The sequence below is a fragment of the Algibacter sp. L3A6 genome (genome assembly GCF_009796825.1).
GTDB lineage: Bacteria > Bacteroidota > Bacteroidia > Flavobacteriales > Flavobacteriaceae > Algibacter.
Window position 1 is genome coordinate 1,233,792 of record NZ_CP047030.1, and the last position, 21,963, is coordinate 1,255,754.

Sequence of the window (21,963 nt, forward strand, 5' to 3'; positions counted from 1 at the left end):
TGTCATTATAAAGAATATGGCATTATCAACTTTTTTTTTAATTATTCATAATAAGGAATCTACAAACAACAAAAATTGATAAAACTTCAAACAGCTTTCGCTCTTTAAGATTTCCTTTAGTACTTTTATGTTTTAATTTTAGAATAGAAAGAAAAAGATGTCTGTAGAGCCAAAATTAACACGATTTAATCAAAGTGTGTTGTCTAAATACCAAATTTACAATAGTATTTTTATGACACTACCTTTTGATACTATTACAAAAACCGGCGTATTACTGCCGTTGTTTCACGAAACTTGCGAAAAAGGATTTGCACAAGGTGATAACCCAACAACCATTGTAGATACGTTTTTCCAAAAATATCAAGGTCGTAGATCTGAAGAAAGTCAAATAAACCTATTATTCCGTTTTATTCAATATATAGAGCGACAAGTGGTGTTGTTTGATGCTGTAGAAGATGCTGCTTTCCCTATTGTAAATAATATGGATGGTATCGGGACACTTAGAAACCTTAAAGAAAAAGCAACTTCAGAAAATAAATTAGAACTTCTTCAACAATACCTAGAAGAATTTAAAGTACGTATTGTTTTAACAGCTCACCCTACTCAATTTTACCCAGGTTCGGTTTTAGGTATTATTACCGATTTATCGAAAGCTGTTAAAGAAAACAACCTAAATGGCATTAACGATTTGTTTGCACAATTAGGAAAAACACCTTTCTTTAAGCGTGAAAAACCAACACCTTATGATGAAGCAAAAAGCTTAATTTGGTATTTAGAAAACGTATTTTACAAATCGTTTGGAGATATTTACAACTATATCCAAACTAACATTTACGACGATACTAAAAAACATAACGAAATAATTAACATTGGCTTTTGGCCAGGTGGCGATAGAGACGGAAATCCGTTTGTAAAACCAAACACAACAATAAAAGTTGCTAAAAAACTTAAGCAAGCCATACTTAAAAAGTATTATGCCGATTTAAAAAACCTAAGACGTAAACTAACGTTTAGAGGTGTAGAAGAGCGCATTATTAAGCTAGAAACTATTTTATACAACTTTAGTATAAACTTAAATACCGAAAAAACAATTACAGCTCAAGAGCTGCTTAACGAGTTATTAAGTATTAGAGACGTTATAGAAGCCGATCACCAATCGCTTTACATTAACGAAATTAACAGCTTAATTAATAAAATTAATCTTTTTGGTTTCAACTTTGCAACCTTAGATATTAGACAAGATAGCCGTATTCACCACACTGTGTTTACTACAGTTATCGATAAGTTAATAGAAAACAATCACCCATCGTTTCCTAAAAACTATCACGATTTAACAGATGATGAGCAAGTTAAAATCTTATCAGAAGTAAGTGGAGATAAAATTGACATCGATGTTTTTGAAGACGAAATGGTAAGCAACACGCTTAAAACCATTAAAGCCATCAAAAAAATACAGAAAACTAATGGTGAGCGCGGTGCAAACCGTTACATTATTAGTAACAACCAAACCGCATTAAACGTTATGCAACTTTTTGCAATGCTAAAATTAGTAGCATTCCAAGACGACTTAACGGTAGATGTTGGACCTCTTTTTGAAACTATTCCAGATTTAGAAAACGCACCAGACGTAATGGAGCAGCTTTACAGCAACCCTACTTACCGTGCACATCTAGAAAAAAGAGACAACAAGCAAACTATTATGCTAGGTTTCTCAGATGGTACAAAAGATGGTGGATATCTTATGGCAAACTGGGGTATTTACAAAGCTAAAGAACGCCTAACAGCCATTTCTAGAAAACATGGTATTACAGCCATTTTCTTTGACGGTCGTGGTGGACCTCCTGCTCGTGGTGGTGGAAAAACACATCAATTCTACTCATCTTTAGGCCCAACAATCGAGGATAAAGAAGTACAACTAACCATACAAGGGCAAACTATTAGTTCTAATTTCGGAACTCTAGACTCATCTCAATACAACTTAGAGCAATTAATAAGTTCTGGTATTTCTAACCGCATTGGCAAAAATAACGAAGCCATGAGCGAGGAAGACAAAATTGTAATGAACGACCTAGCCGAAACAAGTTACACAGCTTACAAAGACTTTAAAGGTCACGCCATGTTTATACCATATTTGGAGCGCATGAGTACTTTAAAATACTACGCAAAAACAAATATTGGCTCACGTCCATCAAAACGAGGCACATCAGATAAGTTAGTCTTTTCAGATTTAAGAGCCATTCCTTTTGTAGGATCTTGGAGTCAGTTAAAACAAAACGTACCAGGATTCTTTGGTGTTGGTAAAGCATTAAAAGCTTATGAAGACCGTGGAGAATTCCATAAAGTTGAGCAACTTTACAACAACTCAAAATTCTTTAAAACACTGTTAGAAAACAGTATGATGTCTTTAACTAAATCGTTTTTCGATTTAACAAAATACATGTCTAAAGACGAAGAATTTGGTGCATTTTGGGATATTATTTATAACGAATACCTATCAACAAAATCCTTACTTTTAAAACTAACCGGTTATAAAGAACTTATGGAAAACGAGCCAGCAGGCCGTGCCTCTATTCAAGTTCGTGAATCTATTGTGTTACCATTGTTAACCATACAACAATACGCACTTAAAAAGATTCAAGAATTAGAAAAAGCCGAAGTTAGAGACGAAGAACAAATTAAAATATTTGAAAAAATTGTTACCCGTTCATTATTCGGAAACATTAATGCAAGTAGAAACTCTGCATAATAAAACATTCAAATTAAATATAAAAAGCCTCCAACTATGGGGGCTTTTTTACGTTAAAACATCGTCTATTATTTTTATTAGGGCGCAACCCAAAAAGGGTCAGGCTATACGCTACAAGTCCGCGCTACCGCAACTACCATTGCAGCAGCTGTGGGCTTTTCACTACTATCCCTTGCGCATATATAGCAGCGATAGCTTTAACCGTGCAAACACTATCCTTAGACACCAAATAAACAAACAAAAGCATACTAAACAGCCAAACAATAACATCTAAAAAATTCATCAAACAAAAAAGGTGTTTTGCATAAAGCAAAACACCTTTTTAAAATAATATAATTGATCAGTTAAATAGTTCTCTTCTAGTGATCGTTAGATCTAAAATCTGGATAAGCTTCCATGCCATGCTCATGAGCATCTAAACCTTCTAGCTCTTCTCTTTCAGAAACTCTAATACCAACAACCTTCTTCAAGGTAAATATAATAATAAAAGAGGTTACCAAACAAAAACCAGCATAACAAGCTACACCAATTAATTGCGCCAAGAAGTTATGTTCTGGGTTTGTAGAAAAGATACCTACTGCTAAAGTTCCCCAAATACCACAAACTAAATGCACAGCAATAGCACCTACAGGATCATCAAGTTTTAAAGCATCTACACAACTAACAGCTAAAACAATAAGTATACCTGCTACAGCACCAATAATAATAGCACTTGTAGGCGACATAACATCTGCCCCAGCAGTAATACCAACTAAACCACCTAAAATACCATTTAAAAACATGGTTAAATCTAGGTTTTTATATTTAATAAAAGTGAATAAAGCAGCAACCACACCACCAGCAGCAGCAGCTAAACACGTTGTTACTAGAGTTAAAGATGTTAATTCTGGATTAGCAGAAAGCACAGACCCTCCGTTAAAACCAAACCATCCTAACCAAAGGATTAAAACACCTGCCGTTGCTAACGGTATATTATGACCAGGAATAGCCTGAGGTTCTCCATTTTTAAATTTACCAATACGCGGGCCTAATAAGAAAACAGCAACTAATGCTGCCCAACCACCTACAGAATGAACTAAGGTAGAACCTGCGAAATCGTAAAAACCTAATTGATCTAAAAATCCGCCACCCCATTTCCATGAGCCAGCAACTGGGTAAACAAACCCAACGTAGATAATTGTAAAAATCATAAAAGGTCCAATTTTCATACGTTCGGCAACAGCTCCAGAAACAATAGTTGCAGCAGTTGCAGCAAACATACCTTGAAACAAGAAATCTGTCCAATACGTATAACCTTCATTATATGTTAAATCTAAAGCACCTTCCGCAGTTAACGGAGCCTCTAAACCAAAGCCTGCAAAACCAAAAATCCCAGCAGAACCTTCAGCAAAACCAGGGTACATTAAATTAAAACCTACTAAACAGTAAAGAAGTAAGCCGATAGTTATTATAAGAATATTTTTAAATAATATGTTTAATGTGTTTTTTTGTCTTGTTAGCCCAATTTCTAAAAATGCAAAACCAGTATGCATAAAGAAAACTAAGGCCGTACAGATCATCATCCATACATTATTTATTGTAAGTAATTCCATTTTGTTAGTTTAATTGTGTTATTATTTTAATGTGTCACTCCCTTTTTCTCCAGTTCTAATTCTGTAACACTCTTGTACATCGGATACAAATATTTTACCATCACCAACTTCTCCTGTTCCAGCAGAGTTAATAATTGTTTTTACGGTAACATCGGCAAAATCATCATTTACAACTATAGAAAGATATCTACGCTGTATATCACTAGTACTATAACTAACACCACGATAAACATGCCCCTCTTTTTCGTTTCCAAGACCAGTTACGTCCCAGTAAGAGAAAAATATTACACCAATATCATGCAAAGCTTCTTTCACTACACGATATTTGGATTTCCGAATAATGGCTTCAATTTTTTTCATAATTTCATTTCTTAGATATGTTTAGTTTGTTAAGGTAAAAATTATTTGAATTCTATAAAAACAGAAGTTCAAAAGGTTTTTTTGAATTATCATAAACGCTTAAAAAGATGCCTTTTTGGGGCATCTTTTTAAAAATTTATAGTAAATAATAGTTTTTATTCTTCGTCAATTTCTCTTTGTCTCTTACCATGGTAAGCGATAGATCCATGCTCTGTCCAGTCAAGACCAGCAATTTCTTCTTTTTCTGTAACTCTTAATCCAATAGTTTTCTTCATAATAAATAAGAAAACAAAAGATAAAACAATAGCCCAAGCTGCGTAAGCTAAAACCCCAATAGCTTGTGCGCCTAATTGAGCAGCACCTCCACCATTAAGAATTCCAATTCCAGCATCACCATCGATACCCCAAAGACCTATAACTAAAGTTCCCCAAGCACCACAAATACCGTGTACTGAAATCGCACCTACAGCATCATCAATTTTTAATGTTTTTTCTACAAAACCAATTGAAAATACAACAAGAATACCACCAACAAGACCAGCTAATACAGCACCACCTTCGCTCATGTTTCCACAACCAGCAGTAATACTTACTAAACCAGCAAGTGCTCCATTTAAAGTCATACTTAAGTTTGGTTTTCCATTTTTAATCCAAGTTAAAAGTAAAGCACCTAAAGCACCAGCAGAAGCTGCTAAGTTTGTTACTAAAACAACTTGAGAAGCTGCAGTAGCATCATCACCACCCCAAGCTAATTGAGAACCACCATTAAAACCGAACCATCCTAACCAAAGAATAAATACACCTAAAGTAGCATACATTTGGTTGTGACCGTGCATTTCAACAGGCTTACCATCTAAGAATTTCCCGATTCTAGGACCTACCATCCAAGCAGCAACAAGTGCAGCCCATCCACCAACAGAGTGAACAATAGATGATCCAGCAAAATCGATAAATTCAGCAGGCATAATACCATCAGTGTTGTTTAACCAACCACCGTTCCATTCCCAACCACCAGCGATAGGGTAAATAAAAGCAGTTAAAACAATACTAAAAATAGCGTAAGTTGTATATTTTGTTCTTCCGGCTACAGCACCAGAAACAATAGTTGCAGCAGTTGCAGCAAATACAGTTTGGAAGAATAAATCGGCAGCACCTTGAGAGAATGTAAAACCTCCCCAGTGGAAAAATCCACCACCTTGGTCTGCTCCGTACATTAAAGAGTATCCTATAAACCAGAAGGCTAAAGAACCTACTGCGATATCTAGGAAGTTTTTCATGGCAATGTTTACAGCATTCTTAGAATCTGTCATTCCTGACTCCACTAAGAAAAAACCTGCCTGCATGAAGAAAACAAGAATACCGGAGATTAGCATCCACATCATTCCCATATCGCCTTCGATAGCAGCGGTATCCTGAATTAATAAAGGTAAATTTAATATTGACATCATATTATATTTTTTTTGGTTAGTTAATAATAGCACTATTAAATCCCCGCTTTAAAAACGAGGATTTATAATATTTTAATCTTAGAAAGAGTAGATAGCAGCTAAAGTAAATGCAGCTAAGTTATCTGTTGCCATTCCATCGTTATCAACAAATGGCTCATTATTACTCCAAGAATCTAATCTTATTTCTGGCTTAATAATTAAGTTATCTACAGTATAGCTACCTGTTAAAGTTGCAGCAAATACACTTGGCAAATCATCTAAATCTTCAGCATGGTATCCAAAATACTCCCCTCTTAACCCAACAGAAAAGCTATCAGAAGTAGCTACTTGAGGATATAGAGCAGCTCCGTAGAAACCAGCACCGTCATTATCATTATATGCTGCGTTAATTCCCATAAAGAAAGTATCAGACAAATCAAAACCACCAGTATAGTCAACTTCAAAACCTAAACCGTCGTTAGACCCACTATCGTAGTATAAATTTAAGAATTGACCTTTATATCCTAATTGAGCACCTAATGCATATTCTCCAGTCATTGAAGTATCATTAACATCCCATGGATTAGTAATTGCTAACATTAAGCTAAAATCTTCAGATAAAGCAAAATCAGCTTTTATACCCATATGAGAAAAAGGCCCACTAGAAAATAAGTAAGATGTACTGTAGTTAAAGTTTGCAGCAGGAGAAATTACTTCGTACCCTAAAAACGTATTAAATCTACCAAAAGTTAATGTTGTTCCTTCTGAAACATTCCAGTAAACATATGCTTGATTTACAATACCATCTACAATATCACTATTGAAAGTAGCACCTGCACCTCTTGGCCCAGTAACTAAATCAAGTACTGCTCCAGCTTTTTCACCTTCGTAACTCGCTATAAGATTACCCATACCTAAAGCAAATCCTGATTGTCCTGCAAATGCAGTTCCAAAACCAGCACCTACATTATCCGGAGCTGTTAAATACGTTTGGTAATAAGCATCTACACTACCGCTAATAGATAATTTTGGTTTTTCATCTTCTTGAGCAAAGCCTATTGCAGCAACAAAAAGCAGTGAAAGTTTAAAAAAGTTTTTCATAATTGTGTTTATTTTAAAGTTAATAGTTATTGGTTTATTCGTTAAGAACAAGCCAAAACTAGGTCAAAATATTTTAACCCCCATAAAAAACAGGGGTAATTCATCCACTTTTATCAATTACACAATTTTATCCCCGATTTTTTAGGGGTATTCTTGTAAATATTTTTATTTTTTGATTTTTCAACAAATACATTGTTTGAATTATTGTTAGTCTTTTATAAAATTTTATAGCATTCCTGCTATTAAATCAACCAAATATTGGCATTAATTCATATTTCTATAATATTGACTAAAAAAACCGAATTGAATATTTATTAAAAAACTGTCATATTATTGATATATACCTATTTTAATCTTCGCTTCGCCTAAAAAATCGAAATAATGAATTAGCCCCTATTGTATTTCAAATACTAGTACATATCTTTACAATTCAACTCAAGTTTTTAAACGATTATGCTGAAGAAACAAGGACTCTATTTACCGGAATTTGAACACGAAAACTGTGGCGCTGGTTTTATTTGTAATCTTAAAGGAGAAAAAACAAATCAAATTATTCACGACGCGTTAGAAATTCTAGTAAAATTAGAACACCGTGGTGGCGTTAGTGCCGACGGAAAAACTGGTGATGGTGCTGGTTTATTAATTGATATTCCACACGATTATTTTAAACGCGTATGCGATTTCAATATTCCAGAACAAAGAGAATATGCCGTAGGTATGGTGTTTTTGCCAAAGGTGACAAACCAATATAATTTTTGTAAAACTACTTTCGAAAACGAAATTAAAGGGCAAGGGCTTTCTATTTTAGGATGGCGTGAAGTTCCTGTAGATTCGTCTCAATTAGGACCTATTGCCTTAGCATCTGAACCTAATATTGAGCAGTTATTTGTTGGTAAAACAGAAGATATTACCGATGCTGATTTTAGAGCTAAATTATACGCTGCTAGAAAGATAACAGAGCATACTATTAGCCAGTCTAAAATCTCTGAAAGCAACTATTTCTACGTACCAAGTTTCTCTACTAGCACGCTAATATATAAAGGTATTATTATGCCTGAAGATATTGGACCATACTATACAGATTTACAACAAATAGATTTAGTAACTCGTTTAGCGCTAGTTCACCAACGTTTTTCAACGAATACTATGCCAACTTGGGAGTTAGCACAACCGTTTAGATACATGTGCCAGAATGGTGAAATTAACACCCTTCGTGGAAATGTAAGTAGAATGCGTGTTCGTGAAGAAATCATGAAATCTGATGTTTTCGGACCGCAAATAGATAAATTATTCCCAATTATCCTTCCAGGAAAATCCGATTCGGCTTCTATGGATATGGTGGTTGAATTATTAACACACACAGGACGATCATTACCAGAAATCATGATGATGATGATTCCTGAAGCATGGGAAAAACACGCTACCATGTCTGAAGAGCGTAAAGCTTTTTACGAATACAACGCTTGTATCATGGAACCTTGGGATGGTCCGGCATCTGTACCTTTTACAGACGGCGATTATGTTGGGGCTTTATTAGATAGAAATGGTTTAAGACCTTCTCGATATACAATAACTAAAAGTGGTAAATTAATCATGTCGTCAGAGATTGGTGTGGTTGATATTGCTCCCGAAGATGTTGAAAGACACGGACGTTTAGAGCCAGGAAAAATGTTCTTGGTAGACATGAACAAAGGTCGTATTATCGAAGATGAAGAAATAAAAAGTAAAATTGTTTCAGAAAGACCATATAAAGAATGGTTAGACAATACAAGATTACACTTAAAAGACGTTCCTTATAACAACGAAACCTGTTCGATAGAAACTATTGATATCAAAACAAGACAACGTTTATTCAATTATACGTTTGAAGATATTCAAGAAGTTATTACACCAATGGCAATTGTTGGAAAAGAAGCTTTAGGTTCTATGGGTATCGATACACCATTAGCGGTTTTATCGGATAGACCTCAACTTATTTCAAACTACTTTAAGCAATTATTCGCACAAGTAACAAACCCACCATTAGATGGTATTCGTGAAGAAATTGTAACAGATATTAGTTTAAATTTAGGTAAAGACAGAAACATTTTCAGTATTACCGATAGACAGTGTAGAAAACTTAAAATTCAAAATCCGGTAATTTCAAATCCCGATTTAGAAAAAATAAGAAACATTTCAGTTGAAGGTTTTAAAGCTGAAACGATTCAAATGTTATATCCAAAAACACAAGGACTTAATGGTCTGGAAGATGCTTTGGAAGACGTTATAGTACAGATAGAAAAAGCATTGGATCGCAAAACAAACATCATTATCCTTTCAGATAGAGGTGTAAATCAAGAATTTGCTCCAATACCTTGTTTATTAGCTTGTTCTTATGTAAACCACCAATTAAACCGTTTACGTAAGCGTTCTTACTTCGATATTATTATCGAATCTGCAGAACCACGTGAGCCACATCATTTTGCTACTTTATTTGGTTATGGCGCATCTGCTGTAAACCCATATATGGTGAACGAAATTATTAGAATGCAAGTTAAAGAAGGCTTCATTACTGGTATGGACGAGCAAAAAGCCGTTGATAATTTCAACAAAGCGATTGGAAAAGGTATTTTAAAAGTAATGAACAAAATCGGGATCTCAACATTACACTCGTATAGAGGTTCTCAAATTTTCGAAATTGTTGGTTTCAACTCTCAATTTGTTGAAAAATATTTCCCATACACCGCTTCTAGAATTGAAGGTATTGGTTTATATGAAATTGAAAAAGAAATTAACGAACGCTATAAACAAGCCTACCCAGATAATACTATTGATAAAAACTTAGGTTTAAATATTGGTGGTGATTACCGTTGGAGAAGAAATGGCGAACGTCACTTATTCAACCCAACAACAGTTGCTAAACTTCAACAAGCAGTTCGTTTAAGCGACCAGGCTAGTTATGATGTTTACGCAAAAGCAATAAACGAACAGTCGGAAAATTTAATGACCATTCGTGGTTTATTTGAATTCGACAACTTAGATCCAATTCCTTTAGATGAAGTAGAACCATGGACTGAAATCGTTAAACGATTCAAAACAGGTGCTATGTCTTACGGATCTATTTCTCGTGAAGCGCACGAAAATTTAGCGATTGCCATGAACCGTATTGGAGGTAAATCTAATTCTGGTGAAGGTGGAGAAGATCGTAGACGTTTCCAAAAAGATAGTAATGGCGACAGTAGAAACTCTGCAATTAAGCAGGTAGCTTCTGGACGTTTTGGAGTAACTTCTCACTATTTAACAAGTGCGAAGGAAATTCAAATAAAAATGGCTCAAGGTGCAAAACCTGGAGAAGGTGGGCAGTTACCAGGACATAAAGTATTGCCTTGGATTGCTGAAACAAGAAACTCAACACCTTTTGTTGGTTTAATTTCACCACCGCCGCATCACGATATTTATTCTATTGAAGATTTAGCACAACTTATCTACGATTTAAAAAATGCAAATCGTGAAGCAAGAATTAATGTAAAATTAGTTTCAGAAGTTGGTGTAGGTACTATTGCTGCAGGTGTTTCTAAAGCAAAAGCAGATGTAGTTCTTATTTCTGGTTATGATGGAGGAACAGGAGCTTCACCGCTTACCTCTTTAAAACACGCTGGTTTACCTTGGGAACTTGGTTTAGCCGAAGCACAACAAACATTAGTTTTAAACAACCTTAGAAGCCGTATTGTTGTAGAATGTGATGGCCAATTAAAAACAGGTCGTGATGTTGCAATAGCAGCTTTATTAGGAGCTGAAGAATTTGGCTTTGCAACAGCACCATTAGTAGCTTCTGGATGTATCATGATGCGTAAGTGTCATTTAAATACATGCCCTGTTGGTATCGCAACTCAAGATAAAGAGTTACGTAAAAACTTTAAAGGCACACCAGAGCACGTTATTAACTTCTTCTTCTATATTGCTGAAGAATTAAGAGCGATTATGGCGCAATTAGGTTTTAGAACTTTAGGAGAAATGGTTGGGCAAACGCACAAAATCAATTCAAATAAAGCTATAAACCACTATAAAGCAAAAGGTTTAGATTTATCAGCTATTTTACACAGACCAGAAGCATACAAGCATATGTCTGTTAAAAATACAGAGCAACAAGATCACAACTTAGATAATGTTATTGATTTCAGAATTCTTAAAGATTCGCATCGCGCACTTTACAGAAAAGAAAAAATGAACTTATCATACCCAATAAAAAACACAGACCGTTCAGTAGGAGCCATTGTAAGTAACGAAATTTCTAAAATTTACGGACACCTTGGTTTACCAGAAGATACTTTAAATATTAAGTTTACAGGTTCTGCCGGTCAAAGTTTTGGAGCTTTTGGTGCACACGGTTTAACATTTATGGTCGACGGAAATACAAACGATTATTTAGGTAAAGGTTTATCTGGAGCTAAATTAATCGTGAAGAAACCTGCTAAAGCAGACTTCTTAGCCGAAAACAACATTATAGTTGGTAACGTTTGTTTATTTGGAGCCGTACAAGGTGAAGCATACATTAACGGTATTGCTGGAGAACGTTTTGCAGTAAGAAACTCTGGAGCAACTACAGTTGTAGAAGGTGTAGGTGATCACTGTTGTGAATACATGACAGGTGGTAAAGTTGTTGTTCTTGGATCTACAGGAAGAAACTTTGCAGCTGGTATGAGTGGTGGTATTGCTTATGTTTACGATCCAGAAAACAAATTTGTAAACGGACTTTGTAATACTGAAACTATCGAATTTGAAGATATTACAGCAGAAGATGCAGAAGATTTAAAAGCAACAATTCAAAAACACGTAACATATACCGAAAGTAAATTAGGTAAACGATTACTAGAAGATTGGGACACAAGCTTAAGCAATTTTGTTCGCGTTATGCCAACAGAATACAAAAGCGCTTTAATACGCTTAGCAACTGAAGAACCAATGGTAGAAGAATTAACAATAGGATAGGAAATGGGAAAAGTAACAGGATTTAAAGAATTTGAAAGACAAGATGAAACTTACACGCCCGTAGCAGATCGTGTTAAGGATTATAAAGAATTTACCGTTCCATTAAAAGAAGAAGAGATTACCAAACAAGGTTCTCGTTGTATGGATTGTGGTATTCCATTTTGCCATAGTGGTTGCCCACTTGGTAATTTAATACCAGATTTTAACCATATGGTACACCAAGGTGAGTGGCAAAAAGCCTCTTGGTTATTACACTCAACTAACAATTTCCCGGAGTTTACAGGTCGTTTATGTCCTGCTCCATGTGAAAAATCGTGTGTACTAGGTATTATTGAAGATCCCGTGGCTATTGAAAATATTGAAAAAAATATTGTAGAGCGTGCCTTTAAAGAAGGCTGGATTAAACCACAACCACCAAAAACTAGAACAGGAAAAACTGTAGCCGTTGTAGGTTCTGGTCCTGCTGGTTTAGCCGCTGCTCAACAATTAAATAGAGCTGGACACACCGTTACTGTTTTTGAACGTGATGATGAAGTTGGTGGATTATTACGCTACGGAATTCCTAATTTCAAAATGGAAAAAGGAATTATCGATCGTCGTGTAAAAATATTAGAAGCTGAAGGAATCACTTTTAAAACCAATGTAAATGTTGGTGTAAACTATGATGTTAAAGACTTAAAAGCTTTTGACTCTGTAGTATTATGTGGTGGAGCAACCGAAAGAAGAGGCTTACCAACACCTGGTGCAGATGCAGATGGTGTAGTACAAGCTATGGATTTCTTAACACAACAAACTAAAGTTGTATTAGGTAAAGAAGTTAAAGACCAAGTATTAGCAACCGACAAAAACGTAATTGTTATTGGTGGTGGTGATACAGGATCGGATTGTGTTGGAACATCTAACCGTCATGGTGCAACATCGGTAGTTAATTTTGAAATTATGCCGAAACCACCAGGACACCGTTCTGCAACAACGCCATGGCCTTTCTGGCCATTGCAGTTAAAAACATCTTCTTCTCACGAGGAAGGCGTTGAGCGTAACTGGTTAATTAACACCAAAGAATTCGTAAAAGATGCAAATGGTAAACTAACAGCTTTAAAAACAGTAAATGTGGAATGGAAGATGGTTCCTGGTGAGCGTCCACAACTTATTGAAATTGCAGGTACTGAAAAAACATGGCCTTGTGATTTAGCTTTATTAGCTTTAGGATTTACAGGACCAGAAAGTACATTAGCCGATAAATTAGGTATTAAAAAGGATGCTCGCTCTAATTACAAAGCAGACTACGGTAAATACCAAACTAACGTACCAAACATATTTGCTGCTGGAGATATGCGTCGTGGACAATCATTAATTGTTTGGGCTATTTCTGAAGGTCGTGAGGCTGCCAGACAAGTAGATATTTATTTAATGGGTAAATCTAATTTACCTTCTAAAGATGTTACTGGCGATTTAGTAGCTATGTAATATTGATAATAATATAGTGTATAAAAAATGCGAGCCTTAGAGCTCGCATTTTTTTTATCATAATATTTTTCATGTGTCACTCCAAATAACTGTTTACATCTTACGGAAACATATAAATTAGAGTTATTCTTCCTAATTGAATCCCCATAATTTACAGTTAATATTTTTTTATCTAAAATTAGTTAGTCTAATAATAATAAACTTGACAAAATCACTTTTCAATTTATTGCATAAAAAAATGCGAACCAAAAGGCTCGCATTTTTCATTATAAAATTATTAGCTATTACTTAGCGTTCTTCATAAACTCTTCACACTTTAACACCATGTTTTTACTACCACAAATAAATGGCACACGCTGGTGAAGCTCTGTCGGATCTACATCCATTGTTCTAGTAAAACCATCACTTGCAAAACCATTAGCTTGCTCAGCTAAAAAGGCCATAGGGTTACATTCATAAAGCAAACGTAATTTCCCATCAGGATTTTTAGAACTCTGTGGGTAAAGGTAAATACCACCTTTTATCATATTTCTATGAAAATCCGACACCAAAGATCCAATATATCGAGAAGTATAAGGTCTATCTCCTTCTTCTTGTTGACAATATTTAATATAATTTTTCACACCTTGAGGAAAGTGAATATAGTTTCCTTCGTTTACAGAATAAATAGTTCCATCTTCTGGAAATTGCATATCAGGATGCGATAAGTAAAACGATCCAATCGCTGGGTTTAAAGTAAAACCATTAACACCATCTCCTGTTGTGTAAACTAGCATAGTCGATGTACCATAAACCACATAACCAGCTGCTACTTGTTCGCTTCCTTTTTGTAAAAAATCGTCTAAAGTTACAGGTGTTCCTACTGGAGTAACACGTCTGTAAATAGAAAAAATTGTTCCTACAGAAACATTAACATCAATGTTAGACGAACCATCTAAAGGATCAATTAAAACAATATACTTATTTTGATGGTTTTCATCTTGACTGTTTATCGCAATAAAATCATCTTCTTCCTCACTTGCAATCCCACAAACAATATTTCTTTTAGTTAGCGTTTGTATAAACTTATCGTTTGCATAAACATCTAGTTTTTGTTGATCTTCGCCTTGAATATTAGTATCACCAGCAGCACCAATAATATCAACCAGTCCGGCTTTATTTACTTCATGGTTTACAACTTTTGCCGCTAATCGAATAGAATTCAAAAGGCTAGATAATTCGCCCGAGGAATACTTAAACGACGACTGATTTTCAATAATAAACTCTCCTAAAGTTTGTTTTTTGTGAGACATAAAAGTGTTTTGTTTTGTTTGTGCAAATATCTATAAAAAATAAGAAACTACAACGTTTTCGTTAAAGTTATGTACCCAAACATATTTAACTTTAAGGTATATTTGAAAAAATTTAATTTTCATTATGGATTTTACAATAAGAAACGCCAAAAAAGAGGATATGCCACAAGTTCTCCACCTAATCAATGAGTTAGCTGTTTTCGAAAAAGAACCCGATGCCGTTGAAGTTACCTTAGCAGATTTAGAAAATGATGGCTTTGGAACCCAACCCGCTTTTCATTGTTTTGTTGCCGAAACCGATAAAAAAGTAGAAGGTATTGCACTGGTTTACAACCGTTATTCTACATGGAAAGGTAAAATAATTCACTTAGAAGATTTAATTGTAAGTCAGAAAATGAGAGGTTCGGGTATGGGCACAGCTCTTTTAGACGAAGTTGTAAAATACGGACACAATAAAGGCGTTAAACGTATAAACTGGGAAGTTATTGACTGGAACGAACCAGCTATTGCTTTCTATGAGAAAAAAGGTGCAAATGTAATGCGAGATTGGGATGTAGTTCAATTAGATGAAGCAGGCATAAAAACGTATATTGAAAAATTGAATATCTAAAATTTATTAAACAAAACAAGTAAACATGCAAGTCTATAAATTTGGCGGGGCCTCGGTAAAAGATGCAAATGGTGTAAAAAACATAGCATCTGTATTACAAAAAGTGGGGTATAAAAATACGCTAATAGTTGTTTCCGCTATGGGCAAAACCACCAATGCTCTAGAACTTGTTATTAAAAATTACTTTGAAAATAAGTCAGAATTACAAAGCGCCATACAAGAAGTAAAAAAGTTTCATAATGAAATTTTACTCGATTTATTTCCGAATGAAGATCATATAGTTTTTAAAAAAGTGAATGCTTTTTTTAGTGAACTCAACCAGTTTTTAATTAGTAATAAATCGCCCGACTACAGTTTTGTTTACGACCAAGTTATAGGTTTTGGCGAACTTGTTTCAACAACTATAATTAGCGAATATTTAAATCAAATAAACATCGCTAATAATTGGATTGATGTTCGCACACATATCAAAACCGACAATTATTACCGTAGAGCCAACGTAAACTGGAGCGCCACGCAGCAATTAATTTCGAGCACATTTAATCGGTCCGTTTTAAACATTACACAAGGTTTTCTAGGAAGCGATGCCAATAATTTCACCACAACATTAGGCAGAGAAGGCAGCGACTATACTGCAGCTATTTACGCCTATTGCTTAAATGCAGAAAGCGTAACCATTTGGAAAGATGTTCCGGGTGTTTTAAATGCCGATCCGCGTTACTTTGAAAACGCTCAACTATTAAACAATATATCGTATCGCGAAGCTATAGAATTGGCTTTTTACGGTGCATCAGTCATTCACCCAAAAACCTTACAACCTCTACAAGGCAAAGAAATTTCGCTGTATGTAAAATCATTTTTAAATCCGGAAGCTAACGGTACTAAAATTGGTAAAAACTCCACTTTAGACCCCATGATTCCCTGTTTTATTGTGAAGAAGAATCAGGTTTTAATTTCACTTTCATCCTTAGATTTTTCATATATTGTTGAAGAAAACATTAGCGAAATATTCAGCCTTTTACATCAATACAAGATGAAGGTCGATGTTATTCAAAATTCAGCTATAAGTTTTTCTGTTTGTATCGAAAATAATTACAACAATCTCGATTCATTATTGCATCATTTAAAATCAAAATTTAAGGTTGTTTGTCACCAAAACGCCTCGCTTTACACCATCCGCCACTATAACGATTTGGCAATTAATAAAATTGAAACGGACAAAACCGTGTTATTAAAACAGTTAACTCCAGAAACCGTGCAAATAGTTACTGTTTAATTAAAACGTATATTTTAGTACATTTACAGCCATGACCAACTCAACGAACATAGGCTTAGTTACCCCAAAAGAAGTAGCTAAAGCGATAAAACTAGATAAATATGGTTTTATTGGCACTTTTATTGGCTGGCTCCTTATGAAAGTGCTTAAAATATCAACCATAGATAAGTTTTATAAGCGTAATAATCACCTCGAAGGCATCGAGTTTTTAGATAAAATTTTAGAAGAATTTCAAATTAAATTCGAAATACCAGAGGAAGATTTAAAACGCCTACCTAAAGATGGTGCTTATATCACGGTTTCAAACCATCCACTTGGTGGTATCGATGGTGTTTTACTTTTAAAATTAATGCTAGAACAGCGCGACGATTTTAAAATAATAGCTAATTTCTTGCTACACCGCATACAACCTATGCAACCTTATATTATGCCAGTAAACCCTTTTGAAGGGAGAAAAGATGCTAAATCGAGCATTGCTGGTTTTAAAAACTCTATTCTACACTTACGTGCCGGGCATCCGCTAGGTTTGTTTCCTGCCGGAGAAGTTTCAACTTACAGAGACGGGAAATTAGTAATCGATAAGCCTTGGGAAGAATCTGCACTAAAATTAATAAAACGTGCGGAAGTACCGGTGGTGCCAATATACTTTCATGCTAAAAACAGTAAGTTATTTTACAGGCTTTCTAAAATTAGCGACACCTTTAGAACAGCCAAACTTCCATCGGAGGTTTTAAGTCAAAAACGACGAATTATAAAAGTAAGAATCGGGAAACCTATTTCGGTTGCCGACCAAAAAGAACATGTTTCCTTAGATGATTTTTCTAATTTTTTAAGAAAGAAAACATACATGTTAGCTAATGCTTTTGAAAAGAAATCGAAAATATTAGATAGCATTTCATCTACATTAAAAACACCCAAACCACCTAAAAACATTGTAACACCTGTAGACGCTGTTATTATGACAAAGGAAGTTGAAGCGCTTAGAGCAAGCGACTCTAGACTTCTAGAAAGTAAAAATTACGAGGTGTTTTTAGCTCAAGCTAAAGATGCACCAAACATACTACGTGAAATTGGCCGCTTACGCGAAATCACTTTCCGTGAAGTTGGAGAAGGCACTAATGAAGCTATAGATTTAGATGCCTTTGATCAATATTATCACCACATGTTTTTATGGGATCGCGAGCGCAACATACTTGCTGGTGCTTACCGTATGGGCTTAGGCTCTCAAATATTTGAAAAATATGGTATAGACGGCTTCTACCTTCAAGATTTATTTAGATTCGAACCTGAATTATATAAAATGATGAGCCAATCTATAGAAATGGGTCGAGCTTTCATTATTAAAGAATATCAACAAAAACCAATGCCTTTGTTTTTACTTTGGAAAGGTATCGTGCACATTACATTGCGTTTTCCAGAACATAAATTTTTAATTGGTGGTGTGAGTATAAGTAATCAGTTTTCTAATTTCTCAAAATCGTTGATGATTGAGTTTATGAAATCGCATTACTACGATCCTTATATTGCGCAATACGTGCACCCTAAAAAGGAATTTAAAGTGAAGCTGAAAGATGCCGATAAAGATTTTGTTTTCGATGAAACGGAAGCTGATTTAAACAAATTCGATAAGCTTATTGACGAAATAGAACCAGGTGCATTGCGCCTGCCTGTACTACTTAAAAAGTACATAAAACAAAATGCTCGCTTAGTAGCATTTAACGTAGACCCGCTATTTAATAACGCCGTAGACGGCTTAATGTATATTAAAATAGCCGACTTACCCGAAAGTACAGTTCGCCCAGTAATGGAAGAGTTTCAAGCAGAATTAGAACGTAAGTTTACAGGAAACACAAATACCGAATCTTAATACTTATTCTTAGTTATATAAAATGAAAAAAGCTGAAACCATAAGGTTTCAGCTTTTTTTATATCTTGAAATAATTGAGGGTTAGAACCAACCTTTCTTTCCAACTTGATATGTATTATAAAACTCTTCATCAGATTTAGTTAAATAGATGATTCCTTCTATAAATGGAATAATACCTGCTATACCACAAGTAACAAAAGTAGCTACTATTTGAATAATACCTTCTTTAGTGTATCCTAAAATAAATTTATGGATTCCTAAGCTACCAATTAAAATAGCCACAACACCTGCAACTAATTTTTTATTTTCTGCGTCTAGCACTTCGCTTGCTCCTTTTGAGAATTCTGAAGCTGATTCTTTAGCTTCTCCTGCTGCTTTTTTAGCACCATCCTTAGCATCGTCTAACATATCGTTAAGATCGTTGCCTAAATTTTTTTCGTCTGACATTGTTATAAGTTAAAATTTATTAGATGTTAAAGGTAACAAAAAAAAAATTCTGAAAAACTATTAAAACCTAACGAAATAACATTATAAGCCCGCCAATAGCAGTAGATGTAAGAATAAAATTACGATAATTAGCATTTGATATGCGTTTTACTAAATAAGTGCCTGTAAAAAAACCTATAATCACAACTGGAATTAAAGTAAAATTTAAAACTAAGGTCTGTTTTGTTACTGTACCCCAGACAAAAATATGAAAAGGAAGTTTAAACACATTAATTATAAAAAACAACCAAGCAGCTGTGCCAATAAACTCGTTTTTTGGAAAACGCATGGCAAGAAAATAAATATTTGAAACTGGTCCGGCCAAATTCCCGATCATAGTTGTAAAACCCGCTAAAAACCCTGTTGTTTTAGAAAACCATTTATTGGTAGGAATAGTATCTGATTTTTTACGCTCGGTATAAATCATAATTAAAACCGAACCTATTATAATGATAGCCATAAGCCGTTTAAAAACCAATTCGGAAATATCGTTACCCACCCATACACCAACTAGCACACCAACAATCATCCATGGAATTAGCTTTTTAATAATATCCCATTGTGCATGCCGATTATAATAAATTACAGCAAAAATATCGGCACAAATAAGCATGGGTAACAAAACACCTGTCGATGCTTTTTCGCCAAAAACAAAGGCTAGCATAACCACAATAATAATGCCGATGCCTTTTATCCCAGATTTAGACATACCAAGTAAAAACACAGCAAAACCAATGGCTAACCATTGTAATGCAGATAAACTATAATCCTGAATAATTTCTAGGTAAGTCAATTAAATTGAAGTTGTTTTGTTGTGCTAGCAATTTACAAAAAAGCACTATCGTTAGGCTCCCATAGCTCAACTTTATTACCATCGTTATCTAAAATCCAGCCGAACTTTCCGTACTCGTATTCTTCAACTTCACCAACAATAGTAACCCCTTCTTCTTTTAAAACTTTAAGTAATTCGTGCAAATTTTCTACACGATAATTAAACATAAAATCTTTTTTAGAAGGCTCGTAGTATTTTGTATCCTCCGGAAAAGGACTCCATTGTGTAGAACAATCTTTTCCTTCTTTATCTTTCCACCAAAACGTGCTACCATAATCGTCGGTATTAAAACCTAAATGCTTTTTGTACCAATCTTTTGATGCTTTTGGATCTTTTGTTTTAAAAAACAAACCACCTATTCCTGTTACTCTTTTCATAGCCTTATTTTTTTCTTCGGAAGAAAGTATTATCATTTTTTTATTGAATCTTCGTAAATTTCGATCCATTCTTGCGCCGTCACTTTTGCTGTTAACTCACCAATAAGCTCAAATGGAATATCTTCCATTTTTTTAAAACGCACACAACTTTTACCCATATCGAGTTTATACTTACAGCGTTTTGAATACTCGGTAACAAACCAATCCATAAGATCGGGCTTGGCATAAAGCACCATACTGTATACGGCTATAAAGTTTTTTTGATTTGCTAAATTCATGAATGGCAGGGGTAATTTAGTATCACAATGATAACCGCTAGGATAAACCGTATGTGGAATTACATAACCCAACATACCATAACTTATAACTTCTACAACGCCTTTTGGTAAATTATCTAGTATTTGCTCGCGCAACTTATTTACGGCTACTTTCCGATCTTCGGGTAACGCATTTAAGTACTCAGTAACGGTTGTAGCTTTAGTTGGCATACTTTTTATTTTGAAAACATAAAGTTAACAAAATTTAGCTAGAACCTTATCTACTATAGTTTGTGCTAGTTTTTCTTTACTTTCTATAGTCCAGCCAGCAACATGCGGTGTTAAGAGCACGTTTTCGGAATCTATTAAATATTGAAAGGCTTCGGGCATGCTACTTGAAAATAAATTCTCGAAAGATGCTTTTTCGTATTCTAAAACATCGAGTCCGGCACCTAGAATTTTTTCAGATTTTAAAGCGTTCATTAAATCGGTAGTTACTACACTTTTTCCGCGTGCTGTATTTATTAGCCAGAATGGTTTTTTAACAGCATTGATAAACTCGGCGTTTATCATGTTTACCGTAAGTGGTGTTTGCGGCGTATGTAGGCTTACTACATCTACTTTTTCTTGAAACTCCGCTAATGTTACTTGTTTTGCATTTGCATCGCCTACATTGGCTTTTATGTCGTAACACAGCACTTCTACATCGAAACCACGTAATTTTTTAGCAAAAGCTTTCCCCATATTTCCGTACCCTATTAACCCAACAGTTTTTCCGTCGAGCTCGATACCTCTATTGGCTTCGCGAAGCCATTTGCCTTGGCGTACTTCGGCATCGGCTTTGTTTAGTTTATTAAATAACGAAAGCAACATACCTAAACTATGCTCGCCTACGGCATTACGGTTTCCTTCGGGTGCGGAAACTAGATACACACCTTTTTGTTCGGCATAATCGCAATCTATATTTTCTAAGCCCGCACCTACTCTACCTATAAATTTAAGATTTGTAGCGGCATCTAAAAATTGCTTGTCGATGGTGAAACGGCTACGCAAAACAATACCATCATATTCACCAATTTTGGTTTCTATTTCAGGTTTTGTAGAAGTATAATCTTCGTGATTTGTGAAGCCTGCTTGCGCTAATTGCTCAATTAATAATTCGTGGTTTGTATCGAGGTGTAGAATTTTCATGAGATAAATTTATAATATTTTAATGACTAACCTTTAAGGTTTAGCCGAATTTGCGTTAGGGATTGAACGGCCTGTTTGAGCTCTTTTTGTGTTGTTGCACCTATTGCAACACAA

General features: G+C 34.8%; 16 protein-coding genes. 6 read left to right on the forward strand and 10 right to left on the reverse strand.

The window, feature by feature from the left end; translation table 11 throughout:
• Positions 1–157: 157 nt before the first annotated feature.
• Complete coding sequence (locus GQR98_RS05215) at positions 158–2,746, forward strand: phosphoenolpyruvate carboxylase (protein ID WP_159018582.1); 2,589 nt, start codon at positions 158–160, stop codon at positions 2,744–2,746.
• A gap of 359 nt (positions 2,747–3,105) precedes the next feature.
• On the opposite strand, the gene GQR98_RS05220 is transcribed toward GQR98_RS05215, so the two are convergent.
• From GQR98_RS05220 to GQR98_RS05235, 4 genes are all read right to left on the reverse strand, one after another.
• A complete protein-coding gene (locus GQR98_RS05220) occupies positions 3,106–4,338 on the reverse strand; it encodes an ammonium transporter (RefSeq protein ID WP_159018583.1) in 1,233 nt (410 codons plus the stop codon).
• A 21-nt stretch (positions 4,339–4,359) separates the two neighbouring features.
• Positions 4,360–4,698 (reverse strand): P-II family nitrogen regulator, encoded by a 339-nt coding sequence (locus GQR98_RS05225; RefSeq protein WP_159018584.1) that lies wholly within the window; start codon positions 4,696–4,698, stop codon positions 4,360–4,362.
• A gap of 155 nt (positions 4,699–4,853) precedes the next feature.
• Positions 4,854–6,143: an ammonium transporter gene (locus GQR98_RS05230; protein ID WP_159021089.1), complete on the reverse strand. Its 1,290-nt coding sequence runs from the start codon at positions 6,141–6,143 to the stop codon at positions 4,854–4,856.
• 81 nt (positions 6,144–6,224) lie between these two features.
• Positions 6,225–7,226, reverse strand: a complete 1,002-nt coding sequence (locus GQR98_RS05235) for an outer membrane beta-barrel protein (RefSeq protein WP_159018585.1) — start codon at positions 7,224–7,226, stop codon at positions 6,225–6,227.
• Between the two features lie 453 nt (positions 7,227–7,679).
• On the opposite strand from GQR98_RS05235, the gene gltB reads away from it, so the two are divergent.
• Together gltB and GQR98_RS05245 are read left to right on the forward strand one after the other, a co-directional pair.
• Positions 7,680–12,194 (forward strand): glutamate synthase large subunit, encoded by a 4,515-nt coding sequence (gene gltB / locus GQR98_RS05240; RefSeq protein WP_233268081.1) that lies wholly within the window; start codon positions 7,680–7,682, stop codon positions 12,192–12,194.
• A gap of 3 nt (positions 12,195–12,197) precedes the next feature.
• Positions 12,198–13,661, forward strand: coding sequence for a glutamate synthase subunit beta (locus GQR98_RS05245; RefSeq protein ID WP_159018586.1), 1,464 nt, complete (start codon positions 12,198–12,200; stop codon positions 13,659–13,661).
• A 284-nt stretch (positions 13,662–13,945) separates the two neighbouring features.
• Here GQR98_RS05245 and fbp read toward each other — a convergent pair whose 3' ends face one another.
• Positions 13,946–14,953 (reverse strand): class 1 fructose-bisphosphatase, encoded by a 1,008-nt coding sequence (fbp, locus tag GQR98_RS05250; protein ID WP_074936831.1) that lies wholly within the window; start codon positions 14,951–14,953, stop codon positions 13,946–13,948.
• Between the two features lie 124 nt (positions 14,954–15,077).
• Between fbp and GQR98_RS05255 the strand changes: the two genes are divergently transcribed.
• The 3 genes from GQR98_RS05255 to GQR98_RS05265 are packed head-to-tail and all read left to right on the forward strand — an operon-like array spanning position 15,078 to position 18,706.
• Entirely contained in the window at positions 15,078–15,563 is a 486-nt protein-coding gene (locus GQR98_RS05255; RefSeq protein ID WP_159018587.1) for a GNAT family N-acetyltransferase, read from the forward strand.
• A 25-nt stretch (positions 15,564–15,588) separates the two neighbouring features.
• Positions 15,589–16,839, forward strand: coding sequence for an aspartate kinase (locus GQR98_RS05260; protein WP_159018588.1), 1,251 nt, complete (start codon positions 15,589–15,591; stop codon positions 16,837–16,839).
• Positions 16,840–16,870: 31 nt separating this feature from the next.
• Complete coding sequence (locus GQR98_RS05265; RefSeq protein WP_042502464.1) at positions 16,871–18,706, forward strand: GNAT family N-acyltransferase; 1,836 nt, start codon at positions 16,871–16,873, stop codon at positions 18,704–18,706.
• An 81-nt stretch (positions 18,707–18,787) separates the two neighbouring features.
• On the opposite strand, the gene GQR98_RS05270 is transcribed toward GQR98_RS05265, so the two are convergent.
• The 5 genes from GQR98_RS05270 to GQR98_RS05290 all read right to left on the reverse strand — a co-directional run bounded on the left by GQR98_RS05270 (position 18,788) and on the right by GQR98_RS05290 (position 21,849).
• A complete protein-coding gene (locus GQR98_RS05270; protein ID WP_199270268.1) occupies positions 18,788–19,153 on the reverse strand; it encodes a TM2 domain-containing protein in 366 nt (121 codons plus the stop codon).
• A gap of 67 nt (positions 19,154–19,220) precedes the next feature.
• A complete protein-coding gene (locus GQR98_RS05275) occupies positions 19,221–19,985 on the reverse strand; it encodes a sulfite exporter TauE/SafE family protein (protein ID WP_159018589.1) in 765 nt (254 codons plus the stop codon).
• Between the two features lie 32 nt (positions 19,986–20,017).
• Positions 20,018–20,401 (reverse strand): VOC family protein, encoded by a 384-nt coding sequence (locus GQR98_RS05280; RefSeq protein WP_159018590.1) that lies wholly within the window; start codon positions 20,399–20,401, stop codon positions 20,018–20,020.
• Positions 20,402–20,433: 32 nt separating this feature from the next.
• Entirely contained in the window at positions 20,434–20,889 is a 456-nt protein-coding gene (locus GQR98_RS05285) for a DUF1801 domain-containing protein (RefSeq protein WP_159018591.1), read from the reverse strand.
• A gap of 24 nt (positions 20,890–20,913) precedes the next feature.
• Positions 20,914–21,849 carry a 2-hydroxyacid dehydrogenase gene (locus GQR98_RS05290; RefSeq protein ID WP_159018592.1) on the reverse strand — a complete coding sequence of 312 codons (936 nt, stop codon included), beginning with the start codon at positions 21,847–21,849 and terminating at the stop codon, positions 20,914–20,916.
• Positions 21,850–21,963: the final 114 nt, after the last annotated feature.

What these genes read in the sequence shown, in the direction of transcription:
- GQR98_RS05225 (WP_159018584.1), bottom strand. Translation starts at nt 4,698, where the DNA reads ATGAAAAAAATTGAAGCCATTATTCGGAAATCCAAATATCGTGTAGTG.
- GQR98_RS05245 (WP_159018586.1), top strand. Translation starts at nt 12,198, where the DNA reads ATGGGAAAAGTAACAGGATTTAAAGAATTTGAAAGACAAGATGAAACT.
- GQR98_RS05255 (WP_159018587.1), top strand. Translation starts at nt 15,078, where the DNA reads ATGGATTTTACAATAAGAAACGCCAAAAAAGAGGATATGCCACAAGTT.
- GQR98_RS05290 (WP_159018592.1), bottom strand. Translation starts at nt 21,849, where the DNA reads ATGAAAATTCTACACCTCGATACAAACCACGAATTATTAATTGAGCAA.
- GQR98_RS05265 (WP_042502464.1), top strand. Translation starts at nt 16,871, where the DNA reads ATGACCAACTCAACGAACATAGGCTTAGTTACCCCAAAAGAAGTAGCT.
- GQR98_RS05220 (WP_159018583.1), bottom strand. Translation starts at nt 4,338, where the DNA reads ATGGAATTACTTACAATAAATAATGTATGGATGATGATCTGTACGGCC.
- gltB (WP_233268081.1), top strand. Translation starts at nt 7,680, where the DNA reads ATGCTGAAGAAACAAGGACTCTATTTACCGGAATTTGAACACGAAAAC.
- GQR98_RS05285 (WP_159018591.1), bottom strand. Translation starts at nt 20,889, where the DNA reads ATGCCAACTAAAGCTACAACCGTTACTGAGTACTTAAATGCGTTACCC.
- GQR98_RS05260 (WP_159018588.1), top strand. Translation starts at nt 15,589, where the DNA reads ATGCAAGTCTATAAATTTGGCGGGGCCTCGGTAAAAGATGCAAATGGT.
- GQR98_RS05280 (WP_159018590.1), bottom strand. Translation starts at nt 20,401, where the DNA reads ATGAAAAGAGTAACAGGAATAGGTGGTTTGTTTTTTAAAACAAAAGAT.
- GQR98_RS05215 (WP_159018582.1), top strand. Translation starts at nt 158, where the DNA reads ATGTCTGTAGAGCCAAAATTAACACGATTTAATCAAAGTGTGTTGTCT.
- GQR98_RS05235 (WP_159018585.1), bottom strand. Translation starts at nt 7,226, where the DNA reads ATGAAAAACTTTTTTAAACTTTCACTGCTTTTTGTTGCTGCAATAGGC.
- fbp (WP_074936831.1), bottom strand. Translation starts at nt 14,953, where the DNA reads ATGTCTCACAAAAAACAAACTTTAGGAGAGTTTATTATTGAAAATCAG.
- GQR98_RS05270 (WP_199270268.1), bottom strand. Translation starts at nt 19,153, where the DNA reads ATGTCAGACGAAAAAAATTTAGGCAACGATCTTAACGATATGTTAGAC.
- GQR98_RS05230 (WP_159021089.1), bottom strand. Translation starts at nt 6,143, where the DNA reads ATGTCAATATTAAATTTACCTTTATTAATTCAGGATACCGCTGCTATC.